The following is a 22,030-nucleotide window of genomic DNA, read 5'->3' on the forward strand; positions in this document are numbered from 1 at the left end:
GGGAGCAGCACATGATTTTCGGACCCCGACTGGCACTGGCCGCGCTGGCCGTGCCCGCGACCCTGCTCCTCCTCCCGGCCGCCGCTTCGGCCAACGATTCCAAATCGCCGCTCACCGTGAGCCTGGGCAAGCTCGACTGCCGGTGGAACAGCATCACCGTGAAGATCACCAACACCGGCTCGCCGCCCAAGAGCGACACCTACACCGTCAAGGCCGACAAGGTCGTGGTCGACTCCCAGGAGCTCGACCCGGGCGACGACCCGGAGACCGAGAAGGTGCAGATCCCGCGCGGCGACACGGTGAAGATCTCGGTGACCTCCCAGCTCTCCAGCGAGCAGATCTTCTTCGACAAGGTCACGAACAAGTGCAGGCAGCCCTACCGGCGCGATCGCCGCGACCACGACTACGGGTACGGTCACCGCCTGCCCTACACCGGGCCGCCCGCGGACTTCATGGGCAAGCTCGCCACCGCCGGCGGCCTCCTGCTGACCGGCGGCATCGTGTGGTGGTACGGCTCCATCTGGCCGCGCCAGACCCCGGGCGGCCGCCGCTACCCCGGACTCAAGGCGTGACAGGCCTGAACGCTCCCGCCCTGGCGGCGGCCAGCACCCGCCTGGCCGCCGCCTCGGCCACCGCCTCGTCCACCGGCTCGCGCGTCACCACCAGCCGGTAGTACAGCGGCCCCGAGACCGCCCTGATCACCTCGGCGCCGTCCGTCCCTTCGGGCAGCTCCCCACGCGCCACCGCCAGGTCGACCACCTTGGCCCACTCCTCGATCCGCCTGCCGTAGAACCTGCGCAACGCCTCGGCGGCCTCCTCGTCGCACGTCCCCGCGGCGATCACCGCCTGGAACGTCGCCCCCAGCCGCGGATCGTTGACCGCGTTCAGCACGCCGTACGCGTTGGCGAGCAGGTCGGTCTCGATGCTGCCCGTGTCCGCGTGGCCGGCCGACTGGTCGGCCAGCTCGGTCATCAGGTCGACCACCAGCCCGGCCGGGCCGCCCCAGCGCCGGTACACGGTCGTCTTCCCCACCCCCGCCCGCGCGGCCACCTGGTCCATCGCCAGCCCGTGGAACCCGTGCTCCACCAGCTCGTCCTGCGTCGCCTCCAGGACGGCCGCGCGCACGCGGGCCGTACGCCCTCCAGGCCTGACCGTTCCCGCCAAATGGGTCTGCTGTTCCATTAGGACTCCAACCGTGTTAGTGTTCCCATCATCTTAACGGGAACACAGACCCATTAGAAGGAACCATGCTCCTCCAGACGACAATGACAGGACGGCAGAAGCTCGTCCTGGTCCTGCTGCTCGGCGCCCAGTTCATGCTCGCCGTCGACTTCTCCATCCTCAACGTGGCGCTGCCGGTGATCGGCGAGGGGCTCGGCTTCTCGCTCGGCGGGCTGCAGTGGATCGCCACCACGTTCGCCCTCGCGGCGGCCGGTTTCACGCTGTTGTTCGGCCGGATCGCCGACCTGTTCGGCAGGCGCAGGATGTTCATCGCCGGGATGGCTTTGCTGGGGGTGTCGTCGCTGGCCGGAGGGCTGGCGGTGTCGCCCACCATGCTGCTGGTCGCCAGGGTCGCGCAGGGCCTGGCGACCGCGATCGTCACGCCTGCCGGGTTGTCGCTGCTGACCACCTCGTTCCGCGAGGGGCCGCTGCGGGCCAAGGCGCTGGGGCTGAACGGCGCGCTGATGTCGGCCGGGTTCACCTCCGGCGCGATCCTGGGCGGGTTGCTGACCGAGTTGCTGAGCTGGCGGTGGGCGTTCCTCATCAACGTGCCCGTCGCGCTCGCCGTCCTGGTCGCCGCGCCCGTCCTCCTCAAGGAGAGCCGTCCTGACGTGCGGCCGCGCATGGACGTCCTGGGCGCCATCACCGTCACCGGCGGCCTGCTCGCGCTCGTCTACGGCCTCACCCACGCCGGGGAGTACGGCTTCGCCGACCCGGTCGCGCTGGGCTCGCTGGCCTTGGGCGCGCTTCTCCTGGTCGGGTTCTGGTTCGCGGAGAAGCGCGCGGTCTCGCCGCTCGTGCCGCTGTCGATCCTGCGGCGGCACAACGTCCGGTGGGGCAACCTGGCCGGTCTGATCGCCTTCGCCACCGAGACGTCGCTGGTCTTCGTCATGACGCTCTACCTGCAGAAGGTGCTCGGCTACTCGGCGCTCACCACCGGGCTGGCGTTCGGCGTGCTCGGCATCGGGACGGTCGTGGGCGGCGTGGTGGCTCCCCGTGTGCTCGCCCGCGTCGGGAACCGCAGGGCGCTGGTGTACGGCTTCGCCGTCCAGGGGGGTGCCACGGCGGCGCTGGCGCTGCTGGGCGCCTCGCAGGGGTGGATCTGGCTGCTCCTGGCGGCGACCTTCGTCGGTGGGGTGGGCAACATGGTCGCCATCGTGGGGTTCATGGTCACGGCGACGTCGGGGCTGCCGGACTCGGAGCAGGGCCTGGCGACCGGGCTGGCCACGATGACGCAGCAGGTCGGCATCACGATGGGCATCCCGGTCATGAGCGCGGTGGTCACTGCGGCGATGGGCTCGGGCAACGTCCTCGGTGGCATCACCGTGGCCGTGCTGGTCAACGCGGCCCTGGCCCTCGCGGGCACCCTCACCCGATGACCCACCCTCCGATCCCCTGGCCCCTCACACGACGGGGTCAGGGGTTTTTCACGCCTGGGGGTGTGGTGGTGCAGGTGGTCGGGGCGGTCCTGGGGCCTGGGGCGATGAGGTAGCTCTTCACCAGGTCCGCCTGGCAGCCCTCGTTGAACAGCTTCATCGCGTGCGTCCAGTCGGGCAGCACGACCAGGCTCCCCCGATCCCCCAGCTGCCCGGCCACGGCCCGCGACCACGCCAGCGGCGTCGCGTTGTCGTACCGGCTCTGCACCAGCAACATGGGGTGGTCCGCGACGCTCCGGGCCGGGCGCTGCGGGTTGGCGACCGGCGACGGCCAGCCCTGGCACGACAGGATCGCCTTGGCCGCGTTGGGCGAGTACCCCGCGCCGAGGTCGGCACGGAGCGCGGCCGCCGAGCTGTACCGCAGGTCGAAGTCCTGGCACACGATCGGATCCGCGTAGTTCACGGTCTTGCCCGGCCGCTCGTCCTCGGCGGGCTCGGCCGTCCACTTCTTCCCATGGGAAAGCGTCTTGAGGTAGTCCGCGACGATCGGCCAGGCGGGTGTGAACAGCATGCCGTCGATCTCGGCCCGCACCCCGTAGTCCGCCCCCATCCGCGCGAACGCGGCGGCCGGGTCCTTCCCGTGCAGCGAGCACGCCCTGTCCTTCCCACACCACCGCACGAACTCCCCGAACGCCTCGTCCAGCGCCCTGCCTGCCGTACTCGCGAAGGTCCTGGCCGTGGCGCTGTGGTCCATCGTCCCGTCGAGTACGGCGGAGCGCAGGGTCCCGCCGAAGCGCGCCGCGTACTCCTGGGCGAGCAGCGTGCCGTACGAATGCGCATAAAGGTTGATCTCCTTGACCCCCAGCGCCTGACGCACCGCCTCCAGGTCCCGGGCGGCGCTGGCGGAGTCGAGGTGGTCGAAGGCGGGCCCGGACGCCTTGCGGCACTCCTGGGCCAGGGCGAGGTTCTTACGTCGCACAGCGTCGAGCTCGGCGTCCGTGCGGGGCAGCGAGGTCGGCATGACCGCCTTGACGGCGTCGGTGGGGCAGGTGAGCGGGCTGCTCTTGCCGACGCCGCGCGGGTCGAGGCTGACGATGTCGAAGACCTTCTCCAGCCCGCCGAACTCCGGACTCCCCGCGATCGTCTCCACCCCTGACCCGCCAGGGCCGCCGGGAAGGTAGACCAGCGTCCCGAGGCTCTTGCCCTGCGGCGCCATACGCCTGACCACGGCCACCGGCATCCGCGCCCCGTCCGGCTGGTCCCAGTCCACCGGCACGGACACGCTGCCGCACTGCGCCCCCTCACCACACGGCTTCCAGGTGACGGTCTGCGGCGCCTTTTCGCAGGCGACGAGCAGGGGTACGGCGAGCAGGAGTCCAACGGTCTTGCGCACGGGTGCCCTTTCAGCGAGGTGTTTGCCTCACACACCCTGGCGCACCCACGCCCCCCGCATATCGACCAAAGGAACAGCCCCCACCTGGCCAAACGTCCACATCTCACTACACCCGAGGTCCCACATGGGCCCTCTAACCCCAAAAAGGACCCCAGCCACCCAGTCACCTGAGGTCCTTCACGGGCCTGCAGGTGTGCTGAGGGCTGGGGTCCTTCTTAGAAGGGTTACGCCTCGGTGAAGCCTCTCGCGCGCCCGCCCGCGGACTCGCGGACCGCCGCAGCCACCGCCGTCGCGACGTCCGGGTGGAACACGCTCGGGATGATGTAGTTGGGCCCCAGCTCCTCCGGCGTCACCACGGAAGCCAACGCGTGCGCCGCCGCCAGCAGCATCTCCTGCGAGACCCCGTCCGCCTGCGCGTCCAGCAACCCACGGAACACCCCGGGGAACGCCAGCACGTTGTTGATCTGGTTCGGGTAGTCCGACCGCCCCGTGGCCACCACCGCGGCGTGCTCCCGCGCGTCGTCGGGCGACACCTCGGGCTCCGGGTTCGCCAGCGCGAACACCACCGCGTCACTCGCCATCGTGGCGATGTCGTCGCCGGTCAGGATGCCCGGCGCGGACACCCCCACGAACACGTCGGCGCCCTTGACCGCCCCGCGCAGATCGCCCGAGTAGCCCTCGGCGTTCGTGTGCTCGGCGATCCACCGCAGCGAGTCGTCGAGGTCCTCGCGCCCCAGGTGCACGGCGCCCAGGTAGTCGCAGACGACGACGTTGCGCGCGCCCGCCGCCAGCAGCAGCCGGAGTACGGCGGTGCCGGCCGCGCCCGCGCCAGCCATCGTGATGCGCACGTCCGCGATCGGCTTGTCGACCACGCGCAGCGCGTTGGTCAGCGCGGCGAGCACGCAGATCGCGGTGCCGTGCTGGTCGTCGTGGAACACCGGGATGTCGAGCAGCTCGCGCAGCCTGCGCTCCACCTCGAAGCAGCGCGGCGCCGAGATGTCCTCCAGGTTGATGCCGCCGAACCCGGGCGCGATGATCTGCACGGTCCGCACGATCTCGTCGACGTCCTGCGTGTCGAGGCAGATCGGCCAGGCGTCGATGCCGGAGAAGCGCTTGAACAGCGCCGCCTTGCCCTCCATGACCGGCAGAGCGGCCGCAGGGCCGATGTTGCCCAGTCCGAGTACGGCGGAGCCGTCGGTGACCACGGCCACGCTGTTGCGCTTGATCGTCAGGCGCCGCGCGTCCTCTGGGTTGCGCGCGATGGCCATCGACACCCGGGCGACGCCGGGCGTGTAGGCCATGGACAGGTCGTCACGGTTGCGCAGCGGCACCTTCGACTTCATCTCGATCTTGCCGCCGAGGTGCATGAGGAAGGTGCGGTCGGAGACCTTGTGGATGACGACGCCCTCGACCGCTTCGAGCTGGTCGACGATGACCTGGGCGTGGTCGGTGTCGCGCGCCGCGCACGTGACGTCGATGCGGATCTTCTCGTGGCCCGCGTTGGTGACGTCGAGCGCGGTCACCACGCCGCCTGCTGACTCTACGGCGTGGGTGAGCTGGCTGACGGCCTTGCCGCCTGCGGGCACCTCGAGCCGCACGGTGATGGAGTACGACACACTCGGGACGGTGGCCACGTCAATCCGCTCCTTTGCGCCTGACCAAGACTGCATCCATCGTGCCATCTCCAGCGAGTGACCGTGCCCGTCACCTGATCGAGACCACTATTTACGGATATTTCCACAAGAAGTCGTGAATTTCTTGATCGGAAGTTCATCGGTATCACCGATGGTCGTCGATCATGAGGAGTTCCATGCGCATCCCGGCCATGCTCGCCGCCGCGACGCTCGCCGTACTGACCACTTCGACCCCGGCGACCGCGGCCAGGCCCGAGCTCAGGATCAACCAGATCCAGACCATGGCCACGCACAACAGCTACCACCGCGAGCTGACGGACGCAGAGAAGGACGTCCAGCGCAGGACGGACAAGAACTGGTGGAACCTGCAGTACTCGCACACCGCGTTGCCCAACCAGTTCACCTCCCAGCACGTGCGCGGGATCGAGCTCGACGTGCTGCCCGACCCGCAGGGCGGCCTTTACACGCAGCCGCTGGTGCGCCGCGACGCGGGACTGCCCGCTTTGACCGACCCCGATCTGGCCAAGCCCGGTAACAAGGTGTTGCACTGGCCGGACCACGACTACGGCTCCAACTGCGTCACCCTGGTCAAGTGCCTCACCCAGGTGCGCGAGTGGTCCGACGCCCACCCTGGGCACCTGCCGATCACGATCCTGACCGAGCTGAAGCGCACCGACCCGGCCAAGGAGGCGATGGGCGGCGCCAAGAGCCCGCTGTGGGACGGCCCGCTGCTCGACGCGCTCGACGCGGAGATCCGTTCCGTGTTTCCCGACGAGCGGCTCATCCGGCCCGACGACGTGCGCAGGCCCGGTCTGACGTTGGAGCAGTCGGTGCTGAGGTACGGCTGGCCGGCGCTGGAGCCTTCGCGGGGGAAGGTGATGTTCTTCATGGACAACCAGGGCGCGGACGTGCAGGCGCCGTATCTGGCCGGGCGGCCGAACCTGGAGGGGCGGGTGCTGTTCACCAACTCGCGTCCCGGACGTCCTGACGCCGCCTTCGTCGGCTGGAACGACCCCACCCCCGAGATCGCCGACATGGTGCGCAAGGGGTATTACGTGCGGACCCGCTCCGACGTGCCCTTCGTCGAGGCCCGCTCGGGCGACACCACGCGCCTCAACGCGGCGCTGGCCAGCGGGGCGCAGATGGTGAGCACGGACTTCCCGGTGATCGGCCTGTCCGCCCGCCAGGGCTCCGAGTACGTCGCCGAGCTTCCCGGGGGCGCGGTGGGCCGCTGCAACCCCGTCAACGCCCCCCGCTCCTGCCGCGACGACCGCATCACCCGCGAACACCGCTGACCTCTGGGGAACCACCCTTCTGACGGGATCCCTCCTTGGAAGGACCTCGCCTCCCGCTAGTGAGCCGTTCTTTTAGGGGAGTTCTTCGCCCCGGGCGAGACGGCGCCGGCCGCCGCGCCTGTCCTCAGAAGGACGGGTCCCCAGCGGCGGCCAGGCCCCTCACGAGGGGATCCCGTCAGAAGGGCGGCCCCTCCGTCAGTCGAGGGATTCCGCCGCACTCACGATCAGGTCCACACACACCTGGACCGGGATCGTGGTGCTGTCCACCACCAGGTGGTAGTGCACAGGATCGGCCGGGTCCGAGCGGTAGAAGTGCTTCACGTAAGCCGTCCGCGCCCGGTCGTTGTCCTCGACCACCCGACGCGCCTCCCGCTCCGTGAGGTCCGCGAACGTCGCCGTCTGCTGGACGCGCCGCTTGAGCGGCGCATCCAGCCGCACGTGCAGGGCCGCAGGATGCTCGGCCAGCACCAACGCCCCGGCCCGCCCCAGGAACACCCCGCCCTGCGCCCGAGCCGTCTGGACGATCATGCGCTCGGTGCGGTGCACGAACTCCTCGGGCGCGAGCGGCATCGCGCCGGGAACGTACATGTCCACCCCGCCGAAGGTGACCGTCGGCAGCCGCATCGCTCCTGACAGGAGCCTGCCGAGGCCGTGTTCCGCCCTGTCGTCGTGGGCCAGCGCCTCCTCCAGCGTGCAGCCGAGCTCCTCGGCCACCGCACTGGGGATCGCCCGGTCCACGAAGGGCACGCCGAGCCGTTCGGCGACGGCCGGGCCGATGAGGCTGCCGGCTGTGCCGTACGTCGCCGAGATCGTGACGACCCGCATGCCCTCAGGTTAGAACAGCGCGCTCGCCAAAGCTCTACGTGCCTTGGCCAAAGATGGGTCTTCTGCGGGAAGCGCGTCGAACAGGCCGAGCAGGTGCTTGCGCACAGCGTCGCGTTCGTCGCCCGACGTGCGCTTGACCGTGGCCACCAGCCGGGCGAAGGCCTCGTCCACCTGGCCGGCCAGCATCTCGAGGTCGGCGCTGAGCAGCTGCGCCTCGATGTCGGCCGGGTCCTGCGCGCGGCGCTGGATGTCGGCCGGGTCGGCGGACATGGTCCGCTTGATCAGCCCGACGCCCGCCAGGCCCATCCTGGCGTCCTCGTCGTTGGGCGAGCGGGCCAGCAGCCGCTGGTAGGCCGCGTCGGCCGCGTCGAGGTCGCCCTTGTCGATGGCGTCCTCGGCGGCCAGCAGGTCGGGGTCGACCGGCGGGCCCTGCGGCGCCTGCTGCTCGTCGGCCTCGCCGTCGAGCTGCGGCCGCACGTCGGGGTTGGCCTCGTAGAACTGCTCGACCGCGCCCATCAGCTCGTCCAGCCAGCGCTTCACCTCGGCCTCAGGCAGCACCTGCTGGAAGCCGGTGACCGCCTGCCCCTGGAAGATGGCCAGCACGGTCGGCACCGCCTGCACGCGCAGCGCCTGCGCGATCTGCGGGCTGGCGTCGACGTTGACCCTCGCCAGGATCGCCATGCCGCGCGTGTCGCCGACCACCTTCTCCAGCACCGGGCTCAGCTGGGCGCTGCCCGGCGACCTGGGCGACCAGAGGTCGAGGATGACGGGCTGCGTCATCGAGCGGTCGATCACGTCGGTGGTGAAGGTCTCCTCGGTCACCTCGACGACCGAAGAGGCCGCCTGGGGACCAGCAGCCTCACGCCGGGCCTGCGCCTCGAGTGCCTGCTTACGCGCGCCCAGATCGATCGCTCCGTAGAGCGACCCGGGCCTAGAGAAGTCCGCCATAGTCCTCATCTTGCCGCATGGGCGGGGGCGCGAAGTCACCAGCGGCCACCCGGAGCGTTCGCAGGTGGCTGAACATGTCGCTCAGCTCCGCCTCGCCGTACATCGTCATGCCGAACTCCGCGCCCATCAGGTCGGCCGTCGCGAGCTGGACGACCTCCCTGCCCTTGTCGGTGATCTCGGCGAGCACGCCGCGCCCGTCGCGCGGGTTGGGGCGGCGGGCGACCAGGCCGGAGCGTTCGAGCCTGTCGACGGTGTTGGTGACGCTCGTGGGGTGGACCATGAGGCGCTCCCCCATCTTGGACAGCGGGAGCGCGCCCGACTTGCTGAAGGTCAACAGAACCAGCGCCTCGTATCTGGCGAAGGTCAAGTCATAGGGCTTCAGGAGCGAGTCAAGTTGCGACAGCAGGATCTGGTGCGCTCTCATGATCGAGGTAACGGCGGCCATGGCGGAGGACGGTCCGAAGTGAACACGCCAGGTCTCAGCGGCGCGCTCGATGGGATCGAACGGCAGGTTGAGCGACTTCGGCTGCGACACAGCGCTACGTTAGCGCGCCGCTCGTCCTGGTTCGTATAGTTACGGAGAGCGACGAGATTCAGCGGTTGACCAAGAACCCGGACGAGAATCATCACGCTCAGTTATGGTTCTCGCATCGAAGGGTGATGCGGACACCAAAGCCGTGGGGACGGCTGTCTCGCATCGCCTACGGGGGCACGGGGGGTGCTTGATGTACGAAATCAACGGGAAAACGGGTGCGTGAGCATCCCGGCGTCACACGCGAGGAGCTGAAGCAGAGCGCGGCCGTCACGATGGCCGTGCTGCTCGCCGTCGGACTGGTCGCCGCATGGAGTGTGCTGATCCCCGGGGTGGACGCCTGGGAGAACATCGTCGTCGCGGTCATCGGCTCGCTGCGGCTCACCGGGCCGGTCGCCGCCGCGTTCGCGGCGTGGGTCGCCCTGCGCAAGCGGCGTGCCGTACGCGGCCGGTCGCTGTCGACGTGGCGTGCGCTCAAGGCGCCGCTGTCCATCGTGCTGGTCGTGGTCGGCTCGTTCGCCGCGACCGTGCTCGTGCTGGCCGTCAAGACCGTCATGACCGACCAGGCGGGCCGGCTCAACCTGGCCGGGCTGGGCATGGGCATGGCCGGGCTGGCGCTGTACGCGGTGATCGGCTGGGTGGCCGGATGGCTGGTGCCGCACGCCGCGACGCCGCCGCTGGCCGGGCTGGCCTGCTACGCGCTGTTCACCTGGCTGGCCGAGGGCAGGACGTGGGCCGACAAGCTGGCGCCGGGCACCGGCGAGCCGTACGACCTGTTCCAGGGGCTGAACGGCGCGGCCTTCCTCGACCAGACGTTGTGGCTGCTCGGCATCACGGCCGCGCTGCTGCTGGGCTGGACGGCCGTGGTGACCAGGCAGGTGCTCGTGCTGGCCTTCGCCGCGCTCGCCGTACTCGCGGCGGGCACCGGCGTGGCCAGGCTGCTGACCGAGCCGAAGGCGGCCAACGCGCAGCCCATCGCCTACGCGTGCCAGGAGTGGCCGATCACGGTGTGCGTGCATCCGGGGATGCGCAGCGGGCTGACCGAGCTGGGGGCGGCGTTCACCAAGATCGCCTCGCGGCTGTCCGGCACGCCCGCCGCGTTCACCAGGGTGGAGCAGCGGCCGCTCGACGACTCGCTGCGGCAGACCTCGGGCGTGGTGCCCATCCACATGGCCGACCTGTCGGCGGGCTTCGCCGACCAGGCCGCCTACGACTACGTCGAGTCGCTGGCCGCCAAGTGCGAGGGAACGCCCGGCGGTTACCGCGACATCGTCATGGCGTGGTTGCGCGGCGAGCCGCTGCCCGGCGGGCCGCTGCCCGAGCACCAGTACGCCGCGGCCTGGTTCTCCGGGCTCAACGAGCACCAGCGGCGCGAGTGGCTGCGCATGTTCTACAGCGACTTCCAGGGGTGCAAGCTGTCCGCCAGGCACTTCGGCGGCGGTCCAGCGCAGGTCGCGGACCCGGCGCGCCCGGCGCCGAGCTCCGCCGAGGTCTATCCGATCTACCCGACGTCCAGCGTCGAGACCTACGGACCGGAGATGTCACCCTCAAGCTGGCAATGATCGTCTTTGAGGGGGTAGTGAAGTCCCCATGAAAACTACCCCCCAGGCGCCGACGGCCGTAGCGCCGCGCCGGCGCCGCAGGTGGCGATATGTGGCGGGCCTCCTCGTGCTGGCCGTCCTCCTGGTGGTCGGCGGCAGGCTGGCCTGGTCGTGGGTCAACCCCTTCGGCGAGCAGACCGTCGACCGCAGCCAGCCGGTGCTGCTGGAGTCCATCCACAACCTCAGCAGGTTCGAGGCGGCCACGGGCAACTTCCAGGTGGTGGTCGACCTGGAGAAGGACGCCAACTTCCTGCCCGACGCGATCAAGGGCACCCGCACGCTGTTCGTCGGCGCGGGCAACGTCGACGCCTACGTCGACTTCAGCGGCCTGGCCAAGGACGCCCTTACCGTCTCCAAGGACCGCACTCAGGTGACCCTGCGCATACCTAGGGCACAGCTGGAGAAGCCGAACCTGGACAACTCCCGTTCCTACGTCTTCGCCCAGCAGCGCGGGCTGCTCGACAGGGTGCAGGATTTCCTCTCCTCCTCCCCCGGTGACCAGCGGGAACTCTACGTCCTGGCGGAGAAGAAGATCAGCGAGGCGGCCGTCAGCAGCGATCTGCGCGCCCGCGCGGACACCAACACCAAGGCGATGCTGGAGGGGCTCCTAAGGTCGCTGGGCTTCACTAAGGTCTCGGTGAAGTTCGTGGACGAGGCCTAAGGCATGCCGGGGAGCAGGAGATAGGGCATGAGCCCGATGTGGGGGTGTGCGCCTTAGGAGCAATCTATAAACATGCACAGCGAATACGACTACATGGTCATGAAGAACCGCGCCAACGAGCTCCAGCGTGAGGCAGCGGACCACCGCCGGGTACGCGAGGCGAAGAAGGCGAGCGGCAAGCGCTCCGTGTTCTCCCGCTTCTTCGGCTCGTAACCCCAGAGATACCTCGGGGCGTTACCCTCGCGCCACATGCACAGCAAGAAGCTCATCGTGGCCGGGGTGACCACCCTGGCGGCCCTCGGCGCCGCCCTACCCGCGGCAGCCGCCTCCCCCAGCAAGACGGTCACCGTCACCGTGATGGGTACCTCTGACCTCCACGGCAACACCCTGAACTGGGACTACTTCAAGAACGCCGAGTTCGACGACAAGGCGCACAACGACGTCGGCCTGGCCAAGGTCTCCACCCTGGTCAACCAGATCCGCGCGGACCGCGGGGCCGACCACACACTCCTCTTCGACTCCGGCGACACCATTCAGGGCACCCCTCTGGCGTACTACTACGCCAAGGTCAAGCCTGTGAACGAGACCCGCGAGACGCACCCGATGGCCAAGGCGATGAACGCCATCGGGTACGACGCGGTGACGCTCGGCAACCACGAGTTCAACTACGGCCTCCCCCTCCTGGCCACCTGGGTCAAGCAGATGAAGGCGCCCGTGCTCGGCGCCAACGCCGTCAGCGCCCGCACCGGGCTGCCCGCCTACAAGCCGTTCGTCATCAAGACCATGCACGTGCGCGGCGAGAAGCCGATCCGCGTCGGCGTGCTCGGGCTCACCAACCCCGGCGTCGCCATCTGGGACAAGGCCAACGTCGAGGGCAAGCTCCGCTTCACCGACCTGGTCGACTCCGCCAAGAAGTGGGTGCCGGTCATCCGCGGTCTCGGCGCCGACGTCGTGGTCGTCACCGCGCACGCCGGCGACAGCGGCCTGTCCTCCTACGGCGGCGACCTGCCGATCGAGAACGCCTCGGCGCTGGTCGCCGAGCAGGTGCCCGGCGTGGACGCGGTGCTGTTCGGGCACGCGCACAACGAGGTGGCGCAGAAGTTCGTCACGAACAAGGTGACCGGGCAGCAGGTGCTGCTCACCGAGCCGTCCAAGTGGGGTCAGCGGTTGTCGGTGATCGACTTCCAGCTCGCCAAGGAGCGCGGGAAGTGGGTGGTGACCGGCAAATCCTCCCAGACGCTCAACACCAACACGGCCGCCGAGGACCAGAAGATCGTCGCGCTGATGAAGCCGCAGCACGACACCACGGTCGCCTACGTCAACCAGGTCGTGGCGCAGTCGAAGCAGGAGCTGTCCGCCGCCGAGTCGCCGTACAAGGACACGCCGATCCTCGACTACATCCAGAAGGTCCAGACCGCGGCGGTCACCAAGGCCATCGGGTCCGACCTGCCGGTGCTGTCGATCGCCGCGCCGTTCAGCCGCACCGCCGTCTTCCCCGCCGGGCCGGTGTCGATCCGCGACATGGCCGGACTGTACATCTACGACAACACGCTCACCGCGGTGAAGCTCACCGGGGCCCAGCTCAAGGACTACCTCGAGTACTCGGCCAGGTACTTCAACCAGCTCGCCGTGGACGCGCCCGTCGACCTCGCCACGCTCACCAACGCGGGCAACACGCCTGACTACAACTACGACCAGCTGTCCGGCGTCTCCTACGACATCGACATCAGCAAGCCGGTCGGCCAGCGCATCGTGAACCTCACCTTCGACGGCCAGCCGATCCCGGCCGACAAGGCGTTCGCTGTGGCGGTCAACAACTACCGCCAGTCGGGCGGCGGCGGCTTCCCGCACGTCTCCACGGCGCCGGTGCTGTACAACGCGCAGGTGGAGATCAGGCAGGCCCTGATCGACTACGCCACGGAGAAGGGCGTCATCGACCCGGCCGACTTCGCGGTGGCCAACTGGAAGCTGGTCCGCGAGGGCAAGCCGGTCTTCTAGTCACACAAGAAGGGCCGCACACCCGTGCGGCCCTTCCTTCTCGTACGGCGAAGCGTCCCTAGGGCGCCGGGACGGTGATGATCAGGGCGTCGCCCTGGCCGCCACCGCCGCACAGGCCGGCCGCGCCCACGCCGCCGCCGCGACGGCGAAGCTCGTGGGCCAGGGCGAGCACGATGCGCGCCCCCGAGGCGCCGATCGGGTGGCCCACGGCGATGCCGCCGCCGTTCACGTTGACCTTGTCCATGTCCAGGCCGAGGTCGCGGGCCGACTGCAGCACCACCGCCGCGAACGCCTCGTTGATCTCCACCAGGTCCAGGTCGGACACCGACAGCCCCTGCTTGCCCAGGGCGTGCTTGATGGCGTTGGCCGGCTGCGACTGCAGCGAGTTGTCCGGCCCCGCCACGTTCCCGTGCGCGCCGATCTCGGCCAGCCAGCTCAGCCCCAGCTCCTCGGCCTTCGCCTTCGACATGACGACCACGGCGCACGCGCCGTCGGAGATCTGCGAGGCGGACCCCGCCGTGATGGTGCCGTCGGCCGCGAAGGCCGGGCGGAGCTTGGCGAGCGTCTCGACCGTGGTGTCCGGCCGTACGCCCTCGTCGTCCTTGAACAGGCCCTTCTTGGGCACGTCCACGGGGACGATCTCGTCGTCGAGCACGCCGTTCTTGATCGCCGCGGCGGCGAGCTGGTGCGAGCGGGCGGAGAACTCGTCCTGCTCGGCGCGCTGCAACCCCAGCCGCGTGTTGTGGCGCTCGGTGGACTCGCCCATCGACACCTGGTCGTACACGTCGGTGAGCCCGTCGAGGGCCATCGAGTCGACGATCCCGGCCGGGCCGTACTTGACGCCCTTGCGCAGCCCGGGGATCAGGTGCGGCGCGTTGGTCATCGACTCCATGCCGCCGGCCACGACGATGTCGAACTCGCCCGCCCGGATCAGCTGGTCGGCCAGCGCGATCGCGTCGAGGCCCGACAGGCAGACCTTGTTGATCGTCAGTGACGGCACCGACATCGGGATGCCCGCCTTGACGGCGGCCTGGCGCGACGGGATCTGGCCGGCGCCCGCCTGGAGCACCTGCCCCATGATCACGTACTGCACCTGCTCTGGAGCGACGCCGGACCGCTCCAAGGCGGCCTTGATGGCGATGCCGCCGAGGTCGACGGCGGACAGCCCGGCCAGTGAGCCGAGCAGACGTCCGATGGGCGTACGAGCTCCGGCCACGATGACGGAACCAGACATACCAGGGGCCTCCTGTGCGCGCGAGGGGTCGTTTGACACGATACCCAGGACGACCTGGAACACCGCCATGGAGGTAGGCCACACATGCTCATGCGCATCGACCACATCGGGATCGCCTGCCACGACCTGGAGGAGAAGATCGCGCTCTTCTCCGGTCTTTTCGACCTGGAGGTCGTGACCCGCGAGGTGAACGAGGAGCAGGGGGTCAAGGAGGCCATGCTGCGCATCGCGGGCGACTCCTACATCCAGCTGCTGGAACCGCTGTCGGAGGACTCGCCGGTCGGGAAGTTCCTGGCCAAACGGGGCGAGGGCGTGCACCACGTCGCCTTCGGCGTACCCGACGTGGCCGAGGCCATGGAGGAGGTCGCGGGAAGGGGCGCGAGGCTGCTCGACGAGGCGCCCAGGCACGGCTCGATGGGGTCGTCGATCGCGTTTCTCCACCCCAAGGATGTGGGAGGAATGCTCACGGAGCTGGTCCAGGCGGCCAAGCCCAGGTAAACGCAAAAAAGGTTCATATGTAACTAGTCACGCAGAAAGTTGGACGGGGCCTCCAAGGCGGCAACAGCGGAGTACGCTGGCTTTCCACCGGACATGGAGCCTGCCGTGAGGCACAGGCTCCTGGCTCGGATCGTCCCGAACCCCCCGTCCGGCGATGTAGCCGTCTCGACAACCCAGGATCGAGCCTCCATGCAGTCCGACATCGACGCCCAGCTCAACAACTTCTTCGAGGACGCCCCAGCGCGGGAGTTCGACGTGGTGCTCCGTGGTTACGACCGGCACCAGGTCCACGACCACCTGAAGCAGATCGACAACGAGTTGCGCCAATCCCGCGAACAGGTCACCTCTCTCCAGCGTGACCTTTCCGACTCCCAGCGCCAGCTTCAGGAGCAGGAGCGGCCGACCTATTCAGGGCTCGGCGCCCGCATTGAGCAGCTCCTGCGCCTTGCCGAGGAGCAGGCGACCGAGCTGGTGCAGGCCGCGAGATCCGAGGCCAACGAGATCAAGGCCGGCGCCAAGGTCGAGGCAGCCGACCTGCGCGCCGCCGCCGAGAGCGAGGCCGCTGAGAAGCGTGCCCAGGCCACGCGCGAAGCGGACGACATGAAGGGCACCGCGGAGCGTGAGGCCGAGGAGATCCGCTCGACCGCCCGCCGCGAGGCGGACGAGCTGACCAACACCACAGAACGCGACGCCGCCAAGCTGCGCGCCACCGCCGACCACGAGGTCGCGGAGAAGCGCGCCGACGCCGAGCGCGAGATCGCCAAGCTGCGCACCACCACCGAGCGTGAGGTCGCCCAGCTGCGCGCCTCGACGAAGCGCGAACGTGACGAAGTCCTCACCACCGCCAAGCGTCAGGCCGACGAGATGCGCGCCCAGGCTCAGCGCATCCTCGAAGAGTCCGAGGCGAAGCGGGCACAGGACGAGGCCGAGTTCGAGATCCAGCTGGCATCGCGCCGCGAGGAGGCGGAGCGCCAGGAGGCTGAGCGCCACTCCACCGCGCAGGCCGCGACCCAGAAGCTGGTCGCCGAGGCCGAGCAGCGCGCGGCCACCGCCGAGCAGCGCGCCACCAAGGCCACGCAGCAGGCCGACCAGAGTCGCCGCGAGGCCGACCTGCACGCCAAGCAGCTGGTCGCCAACGCGCGCAAGAACGCCGACCAGATCGTCGCCGAGGCCAAGTCGAGCGCGGAGACGGTGATCTCCGAGGCGAAGGCCGAGGCCGAGCGCACCCGCAGCTCCATGCAGCGCCAGGTCGACGACCTCACCCGCCAGCGCGACAGCATCACCAGCCACCTGGCGCAGCTGCGCCAGCTGCTCGGTGGCGCCGCCCTGCCGGGCATGGAGGCGGAGCCGGCGCCCGTCGCGGCCGCACCGGTCAAGCCCGCGATCGCGGCCTCTGCCGCGACCAACGGCGCGGCGGACAAGCCGGCCCAGCCCGCCGCCGCCGCGGCGGCTGCCAAGCCGGAGCCGAAGTCCGAGGACGACGCGGAGTGGTGGCAGGAGTAGGCCCCAGGCTCATTCCGGGGGTTTGACTGACGGCTGAAGAGAGCCTGGCGACCTTGATGGTCGCTAGGCTCTCTTTTTGTTTCCGTACGGCTTGCCCCTCTTTGATGGAGTTCGCGTGTCTGAGCCCGAGTCCGACTACGGCTTACCCGGGAAGCCCTTCACCCGCGGCCCCTTCCTCGTAGGGCTGATCGGCGGGCTCGGTGTGCTGACCGCGATCGGCATCGCGCAGCTGCTCACCAAGTCCGTCAGCGTCATCATCCTGATCGTCGTGGCGCTCTTCCTGGCCGCCGGGCTGAACCCGGCGGTGGAGGCGCTGCAGCGCAGGCGGCTGGCCAGGCGCTGGGCGATCACGATCGTGTTCTCCGGGGTGATCGTCTTCTTCGTGCTGTTCGGGCTGGCGATCGTGCCGCCGGTGAGCCAGGAGATGTCGGACTTCGTGCAGGCCGTACCCGGCTACTTCGAGCAGCTCAAGAACAACCCGACGCTGCGCCAGATGGACGCGGACTACCAGATCGTCGCCAAGGTCGGCGACTTCGTGACCCAGAACGTCGTGCCGTCACTTGCCGGTGGGCTGGTCGGGGCCGGGCTCGTGGTCCTGGACGGGGTGTTCACCGGGCTCACGCTGCTGGTGCTCATGCTGTACTTCCTCGGCTCGCTGCACACGATCAAGACGTACGTGCTCAAGCTCGTCCCCGCCTCGCGGCGCCCGCGCATCGAGGCGATGGCGGACGAGGTGCTGGCCGGGATCGGCGGCTACGTCGCGGGCAACGTGCTGATCTCGGTGATCGCGGGGGTGCTGAGCTGGGCGTTCCTGTCGATCCTGGGCGCGAAGTACGCGCTCGCGCTGGCCCTGGTGGTGGCGCTCACCGACCTGATCCCGCTGGTGGGGGCGACGATCGGCGCGGTCCTGGTGTCCGCCGTGGCCTTCCTGCAGTCGGTGCCGATGGGGATCGCGTGCGTGATCTTCTTCGTCATCTACCAGCAGGTGGAGAACTACCTCATCTACCCGCGCGTGATGAAGCGCTCGGTGGACGTCGCCCCGGCGGTCACCGTCATCGCGGCGCTGTTCGGCGGCGCGCTGCTGGGCATCGTCGGCGCGCTGCTGGCCATCCCGGTGGCCGCGGCGATCGCGCTGATCATCCGCGAAGTGGTCCTCCCCCGCCAGGAAGCCGCCTAGAGCTCCTGACAAACGCCAGAAATCACCAGATGAGGGTGTTCTCAGGACAGGGGTTTGACGAAGTCGGCCACCGCCCGGTTGAAGGCCTCCGGCTGCTCGACCGCGCTCAGGTGGCCGGCCTGCTCGATGACCGTCAACCGCCCGTCGGGTACGGCACGCAGCATAGCCTCGGCGTCGCTCACCGGAGCCAGCTCGTCCTCCTCCCCCACGATCACCAGAGCGGGCACCTTCAGCGCCGCCAGCGTGTCGAAGGAGTCTGGACGCCCGGCCATCGCCCGCTGCGCCCACGCCACCGCTCCCGGCGGCGCCGACTGCACCAGGCCCCTGACCCGGCCGAACACCATCGCCCTGCGTTGCTTGGTGGTGGCGCCGAGCAGGGTGGGCAGCACCTCCTCGACGAGCACCCCGGTGCCGTCGGCGAGCACCTTGGCGGCGATGCGTTCCCTGTTCTCCCTGGCCTGCTGCGTGTCCGCGGCCGCCTTGGTGTCGGCGAGGATCACCCCCGTCACCCGGTCGGGATGCCTGCGGCAGAACGCCATGGTGACGTAACCGCCCATCGACTGGCCGCCGACCACGGCCCGCTCCACCCCTTCCGCGTCGAGCACCCGGGCGACGTCGTCGGCCATGGCGTCCATGGACGGCTCGTCGCCGCCGAGCAGCGACCCGCCGAAGCCGCGCAGGTCGGGCGTGATCACCCGGCAGGTCGCGGCGAGCCCTTCACGCTGGGCGAGCCACATGGCGGAGGAGAGGGGAAAGGCGTGGAGCAGTACGACCGGAACACCGTTCCCGGCTGATCTCGTGTAGAGCTGCACGGACCACACGGTAGCCCGGTTCCGTCAGACAATCACTCCACGGCATATGCCAAATATCCCCTTATGACGTAGCAGTGAGGCCGCCGTCGATGAAGAGCACCTGCCCGGTCATGTAGGAGGAGGCGGGGGCGGCGAGGAAGACGGCCGGAGCGGCCATCTCCTCCGGCGTACCCCAGCGGCGCATCGGGACGCCGCCGATCGTGGACCTGCTGGCCGACTCGTCCTCCCACAGGTTCCTGTTGAGGTCGGTGGCCGTCCACCCCGGGCAGAGCGCGTTGACCCGCACCCCGGCACCGGCCCACTCCAGCGCCAGCGACTTGGTGAGCGCCACCAGCCCCGCCTTCGCGGCAGCGTACGGAGCAAGGAAGGGGGCGCCGCGCGCCGCCACGGACGCGACGTTGATGACCGAGCCAGACCCGCGCTCGAGCAGGTGCGGCGCCACCGCGTGGCAGACCGCCATGGCCGAGTCGAGGTTGAGCCGCATCAGCTTGTCCCACCCCGACAGCCGCAGGTCCTTGAACTCCACCAGGAAGTTGGAGCCACCGGCGTTGTTGACCACGATGTCGAGGTGCCCGAGCGCGTCGATCGAGGCATGGACGGCCGCCGCGGCCGCCTCGCGGTCGGTGAGGTCGGCCGGGATCGCGACGGCCCGCCGTCCGAGCGCCGTGATCTCCTTGGCCACCTCGTCGAGCGCCTCCTGCGACCGGGACACCAGCGCCACGTCAGCCCCGGCGGCCGCGTAGGCCAGCGCGACGGCCCGTCCGATGCCCTTGGACGCGCCCGTGACCAGCGCCCGCTTGCCTGAGAGATCGAATGCCTGCATAGAACAAGATTCTAGGGAGAATCCACCTCGGTGGGGAGGGGGTAGGCGGTCGGGTTGACCCGCTTGACGATCTCGTCCAGCGCGATGCGCACGTACGGCTCGCCGACCCACAGGTGTTTGGCGCCCTCCACGCCCATCACCTCGGCCTGCGGCACCCGCGCGAACCGCTTGATCGCCTCGGCCGGGCGCAGGTAGTCGTCGAACTCCGGCACCAGCACCGTGAGCGGCCTGCCGAAGGCGGCCCACCCGTCGAGGTCCTCGTCGGTGGCCCTGTGCAGGGGCGGCGAGAGCAGGATCGCCCCCTCCACCAGCGGGTCGCGCGCCCACTTGAGCGTGAGCTCGGTGCCGAACGACCAGCCGACCACCCAGACGTGCGGCAGGTCGTGGTACTCGGCGTACTCCAGCGCCGCCGCCACGTCGAACCGCTCACCCTCGCCCCCGTCGAACGTGCCCTGCGAGGTGCCGCGCTCGGAGGAGGTGCCGCGGGTGTTGAAGCGCAGCACCGCCAGGTCGGCCAGGGCGGGCAGGCGGTAGGAGGCCTTCTTGAAGACGTGGCTGTCCATGAAGCCGCCGTGGGTGGGCAGCGGGTGCAGCGTCACCAGGGTGGCGACGGGCGGCCGCTCCAGCGGCAGCGCCAGCTCGCCGACGAGGGTCAGCCCGTCCGCGGTCACCAGCTCGATCGGCTCCCGCCTGGCGGGCAACACCGTCGCCGCACGGATCTCCATAAAGGTCCCCTCTAGTAACGGCTGCGGCCGGGGCCGCGGTCCAGTCGCTTGCGCCAGCAGGCCGTGTGCCAGTGGCGGCGCTCCGCGTCGCCGCCGCTCCAGCTCGGCCAGGCCACGATGTGCGGCTCGCCCGGCCGGATCTGCTGCTCGCAGCCGGGACAACGATAGGGCTTGTCCGAGGTGGAGCCGGTGAGCATCCTGACCTTCCACTCCCCGTCCGTCGCCTCCTCCACCCGGTCCATGCCACGCGGGAAGCCGAACGGCCGGGTGGACTCCTTGCGTCTGGCGCGGCGCGGGCTCATGGGCGCGGGAACGTCGTGAGCCCGGCGGTGACCAGCCGGTCGAGCAGGGGCGCGGGCGCGAAGGAGGGTTCGCGGTACTCGGCGTAGAGGGCACGCAGACCATCGCGTACGGTCGCCAGCCCGTACGCTTCGAGCTGCTCGAACGGCCCGGCCGGATAGCCGCAGCCGAGCTTCATGGCGGCGTCGATGTCCGCGATGGAGGCGTAACCGGACTCGTGCATGCGCACAGCGTCATTCAAGTACGGAAATATCAGCGCGTCGGCGATGAATCCGGCGCGGTCGCGGCACGCCACCGGCGTCAGCCCGATCACCTTCAGCAGGTCACGGGCGGCGAGCGCGGCCTGCGGCGCGGTGAGCACGGTCGAGGCGACCTCGGCGACCTGCGTCCCGACCAGGTGCACGCCGACCAGCCGCTCGGGATGCGGGAGCCGTACGGCATGCTCCACGACCGGCCGGTCGCCCACCTGGAGGACCACGCCGGGGTCGTCGGACTCGGTGAACCCCGCCTGGGCCAGCCGCTCGGCGAGCTCCGCAGAACCGGCCACCCGCACCGTCGTCACCGCGGACTTCTCCTCGGGGACGGGATCCTCCGGCCCGTGGAACCCGCGTCCGCTCTTGCGCCCGAGCAGCCCGGCCGAGACCAGCTCGCGCAGCAGCGGCGCCGGGGCGTGGCGGCGGGAGCGGGTCTCGTCGAAGAGCACCCGCATGATCTCGTAGGAGGTGTCGAGCCCGATGAGGTCGAGCAACGTGAAAGGACCCATGGGCAGGCCGATGCCGAGCTTCATGGCGGCGTCGATGCCGTCGCGGTCGGCCGTACCCTGGCCGAGCAGCTCGGCGGCGTGGTTGAGGTAGGGCAGCAGGAGGCGGTTGACCACGAACCCGGCCCGGTCCCCCACGACCACCGGCGTCTTGCCGAGCGCTCTGGCCAGGTTCCCGATCTCGGCGGCCAGGCCGGGCTCGGTCACGACCGTGTGCACGACCTCGACCAGGCGCATGACCGGCGCGGGGTTGAAGAAGTGCATGCCGATCACCCGGCCAGGACGCCCGGTGGCGGCGGCGATCGCGGTGACCGACAGGGAGGAGGTGTTGGTGGCGAGCACGGTCGACGGCTTGCAGATGCGGTCGAGGTCGGCGAAGAGCGCGACCTTGTACTCCAGGAGCTCGGGGATCGCCTCGATCACCAGGTCGGCGTCGCGCAGGTCGTCGCGCGCGGTGGTCAGCGTGACGCGGCCGAGGACGGCGTCGCGCTCGGCCGGGTCGAGCCTGCCCCTGTCGACCGCGCGCCCCGTCGAGCGCTCCAGATGCCCTCGCCCCCTGGCCAGGGCCTCGGCGTCGGCCTCGACCCCGATCACCCTGAGCCCGGCTCGCGCGAACACCTCGGCGATCCCGGCACCCATCGTGCCCAGGCCCACCACACCCACCATTTCGAACGCCATGCGACCAGTTTTCCAGAGCCGCTAGGGTTGACGGTC

22 protein-coding genes are annotated in these 22,030 nt (G+C 69.8%); 10 read left to right on the forward strand and 12 right to left on the reverse strand.

Going from position 1 to position 22,030, the window contains the following annotated elements:
* The first annotated feature begins 11 nt into the window (after positions 1 to 11).
* Positions 12 to 572, forward strand: coding sequence for a hypothetical protein (locus ACIBG8_RS20185; protein WP_397344371.1), 561 nt, complete (start codon positions 12 to 14; stop codon positions 570 to 572).
* On the opposite strand, the gene ACIBG8_RS20190 is transcribed toward ACIBG8_RS20185, so the two are convergent.
* Positions 562 to 1,182: a TetR/AcrR family transcriptional regulator gene (locus ACIBG8_RS20190; RefSeq protein WP_397344373.1), complete on the reverse strand. Its 621-nt coding sequence runs from the start codon at positions 1,180 to 1,182 to the stop codon at positions 562 to 564. The genes ACIBG8_RS20185 and ACIBG8_RS20190 overlap by 11 nt on opposite strands.
* 65 nt (positions 1,183 to 1,247) lie before the next feature.
* Between ACIBG8_RS20190 and ACIBG8_RS20195 the strand changes: the two genes are divergently transcribed.
* On the forward strand, positions 1,248 to 2,600 hold the full coding sequence (locus tag ACIBG8_RS20195) for an MFS transporter (RefSeq protein ID WP_397344374.1): 1,353 nt from the start codon (positions 1,248 to 1,250) through the stop codon (positions 2,598 to 2,600).
* Between the two features lie 37 nt (positions 2,601 to 2,637).
* Here the strand turns inward: ACIBG8_RS20195 and ACIBG8_RS20200 are convergent, their stop codons facing one another.
* Together ACIBG8_RS20200 and ACIBG8_RS20205 are read right to left on the reverse strand one after the other, a co-directional pair.
* Positions 2,638 to 3,990, reverse strand: coding sequence for an alpha/beta fold hydrolase (locus tag ACIBG8_RS20200; protein WP_397344376.1), 1,353 nt, complete (start codon positions 3,988 to 3,990; stop codon positions 2,638 to 2,640).
* Positions 3,991 to 4,214: 224 nt separating this feature from the next.
* On the reverse strand, positions 4,215 to 5,624 hold the full coding sequence (locus ACIBG8_RS20205) for an NAD-dependent malic enzyme (RefSeq protein WP_397344377.1): 1,410 nt from the start codon (positions 5,622 to 5,624) through the stop codon (positions 4,215 to 4,217).
* A 164-nt stretch (positions 5,625 to 5,788) separates the two neighbouring features.
* Between ACIBG8_RS20205 and ACIBG8_RS20210 the strand changes: the two genes are divergently transcribed.
* The gene (locus tag ACIBG8_RS20210; protein WP_397344378.1) at positions 5,789 to 6,919 is read left to right on the forward strand and encodes a phosphatidylinositol-specific phospholipase C1-like protein; all 1,131 of its coding nucleotides are present in this window, start codon (positions 5,789 to 5,791) and stop codon (positions 6,917 to 6,919) included.
* 195 nt (positions 6,920 to 7,114) lie between these two features.
* On the opposite strand, the gene ACIBG8_RS20215 is transcribed toward ACIBG8_RS20210, so the two are convergent.
* The 3 genes from ACIBG8_RS20215 to ACIBG8_RS20225 are packed head-to-tail and all read right to left on the reverse strand — an operon-like array spanning position 7,115 to position 9,227.
* Positions 7,115 to 7,744 carry an AAA family ATPase gene (locus ACIBG8_RS20215; protein WP_397344379.1) on the reverse strand — a complete coding sequence of 210 codons (630 nt, stop codon included), beginning with the start codon at positions 7,742 to 7,744 and terminating at the stop codon, positions 7,115 to 7,117.
* 9 nt (positions 7,745 to 7,753) lie between these two features.
* A complete protein-coding gene (locus ACIBG8_RS20220) occupies positions 7,754 to 8,692 on the reverse strand; it encodes a tetratricopeptide repeat protein (protein ID WP_397344380.1) in 939 nt (312 codons plus the stop codon).
* On the reverse strand, positions 8,676 to 9,227 hold the full coding sequence (locus ACIBG8_RS20225; protein ID WP_397344382.1) for a MarR family winged helix-turn-helix transcriptional regulator: 552 nt from the start codon (positions 9,225 to 9,227) through the stop codon (positions 8,676 to 8,678). The genes ACIBG8_RS20220 and ACIBG8_RS20225 overlap by 17 nt, the downstream gene beginning before the upstream one ends.
* A 215-nt stretch (positions 9,228 to 9,442) precedes the next feature.
* On the opposite strand from ACIBG8_RS20225, the gene ACIBG8_RS20230 reads away from it, so the two are divergent.
* The 4 genes from ACIBG8_RS20230 to ACIBG8_RS20245 all read left to right on the forward strand — a co-directional run bounded on the left by ACIBG8_RS20230 (position 9,443) and on the right by ACIBG8_RS20245 (position 13,484).
* Positions 9,443 to 10,786, forward strand: coding sequence for a hypothetical protein (locus tag ACIBG8_RS20230; RefSeq protein WP_397344383.1), 1,344 nt, complete (start codon positions 9,443 to 9,445; stop codon positions 10,784 to 10,786).
* Between the two features lie 28 nt (positions 10,787 to 10,814).
* Positions 10,815 to 11,486 carry a DUF4230 domain-containing protein gene (locus ACIBG8_RS20235; RefSeq protein ID WP_397344384.1) on the forward strand — a complete coding sequence of 224 codons (672 nt, stop codon included), beginning with the start codon at positions 10,815 to 10,817 and terminating at the stop codon, positions 11,484 to 11,486.
* Positions 11,487 to 11,558: 72 nt separating this feature from the next.
* Positions 11,559 to 11,699 (forward strand): hypothetical protein, encoded by a 141-nt coding sequence (locus ACIBG8_RS20240; protein ID WP_397344385.1) that lies wholly within the window; start codon positions 11,559 to 11,561, stop codon positions 11,697 to 11,699.
* A 36-nt stretch (positions 11,700 to 11,735) separates the two neighbouring features.
* Positions 11,736 to 13,484, forward strand: coding sequence for a bifunctional metallophosphatase/5'-nucleotidase (locus ACIBG8_RS20245; protein WP_397344386.1), 1,749 nt, complete (start codon positions 11,736 to 11,738; stop codon positions 13,482 to 13,484).
* 58 nt (positions 13,485 to 13,542) lie between these two features.
* Here ACIBG8_RS20245 and ACIBG8_RS20250 read toward each other — a convergent pair whose 3' ends face one another.
* Positions 13,543 to 14,718, reverse strand: coding sequence for an acetyl-CoA C-acetyltransferase (locus ACIBG8_RS20250; protein ID WP_397344387.1), 1,176 nt, complete (start codon positions 14,716 to 14,718; stop codon positions 13,543 to 13,545).
* A gap of 84 nt (positions 14,719 to 14,802) precedes the next feature.
* On the opposite strand from ACIBG8_RS20250, the gene mce reads away from it, so the two are divergent.
* The 3 genes from mce to ACIBG8_RS20265 all read left to right on the forward strand — a co-directional run bounded on the left by mce (position 14,803) and on the right by ACIBG8_RS20265 (position 17,896).
* Positions 14,803 to 15,216, forward strand: a complete 414-nt coding sequence (gene mce, locus ACIBG8_RS20255) for a methylmalonyl-CoA epimerase (RefSeq protein ID WP_397344388.1) — start codon at positions 14,803 to 14,805, stop codon at positions 15,214 to 15,216.
* Between the two features lie 189 nt (positions 15,217 to 15,405).
* Positions 15,406 to 16,719 (forward strand): DivIVA domain-containing protein, encoded by a 1,314-nt coding sequence (locus ACIBG8_RS20260; RefSeq protein WP_397346150.1) that lies wholly within the window; start codon positions 15,406 to 15,408, stop codon positions 16,717 to 16,719.
* A gap of 115 nt (positions 16,720 to 16,834) precedes the next feature.
* The gene (locus ACIBG8_RS20265; protein ID WP_397344389.1) at positions 16,835 to 17,896 is read left to right on the forward strand and encodes an AI-2E family transporter; all 1,062 of its coding nucleotides are present in this window, start codon (positions 16,835 to 16,837) and stop codon (positions 17,894 to 17,896) included.
* 41 nt (positions 17,897 to 17,937) lie between these two features.
* Here the strand turns inward: ACIBG8_RS20265 and ACIBG8_RS20270 are convergent, their stop codons facing one another.
* The 5 genes from ACIBG8_RS20270 to ACIBG8_RS20290 form a co-directional block, all read right to left on the reverse strand.
* A complete protein-coding gene (locus ACIBG8_RS20270; RefSeq protein ID WP_397344390.1) occupies positions 17,938 to 18,708 on the reverse strand; it encodes an alpha/beta fold hydrolase in 771 nt (256 codons plus the stop codon).
* Between the two features lie 61 nt (positions 18,709 to 18,769).
* The gene (locus ACIBG8_RS20275; protein WP_397344391.1) at positions 18,770 to 19,531 is read right to left on the reverse strand and encodes an SDR family NAD(P)-dependent oxidoreductase; all 762 of its coding nucleotides are present in this window, start codon (positions 19,529 to 19,531) and stop codon (positions 18,770 to 18,772) included.
* Positions 19,532 to 19,542: 11 nt separating this feature from the next.
* Entirely contained in the window at positions 19,543 to 20,256 is a 714-nt protein-coding gene (locus ACIBG8_RS20280; RefSeq protein ID WP_397344392.1) for an alpha/beta hydrolase, read from the reverse strand.
* 11 nt (positions 20,257 to 20,267) lie between these two features.
* On the reverse strand, positions 20,268 to 20,558 hold the full coding sequence (locus tag ACIBG8_RS20285) for an ATP/GTP-binding protein (RefSeq protein WP_397344393.1): 291 nt from the start codon (positions 20,556 to 20,558) through the stop codon (positions 20,268 to 20,270).
* Positions 20,555 to 21,994, reverse strand: coding sequence for a 3-hydroxyacyl-CoA dehydrogenase family protein (locus ACIBG8_RS20290; protein WP_397344394.1), 1,440 nt, complete (start codon positions 21,992 to 21,994; stop codon positions 20,555 to 20,557). Before ACIBG8_RS20290 ends, ACIBG8_RS20285 begins: the two co-directional genes overlap by 4 nt.
* Positions 21,995 to 22,030: the final 36 nt, after the last annotated feature.

It is taken from the genome of Nonomuraea sp. NPDC050556, from assembly GCF_044457355.1.
Taxonomy (GTDB): Bacteria; Actinomycetota; Actinomycetes; order Streptosporangiales; family Streptosporangiaceae; genus Nonomuraea.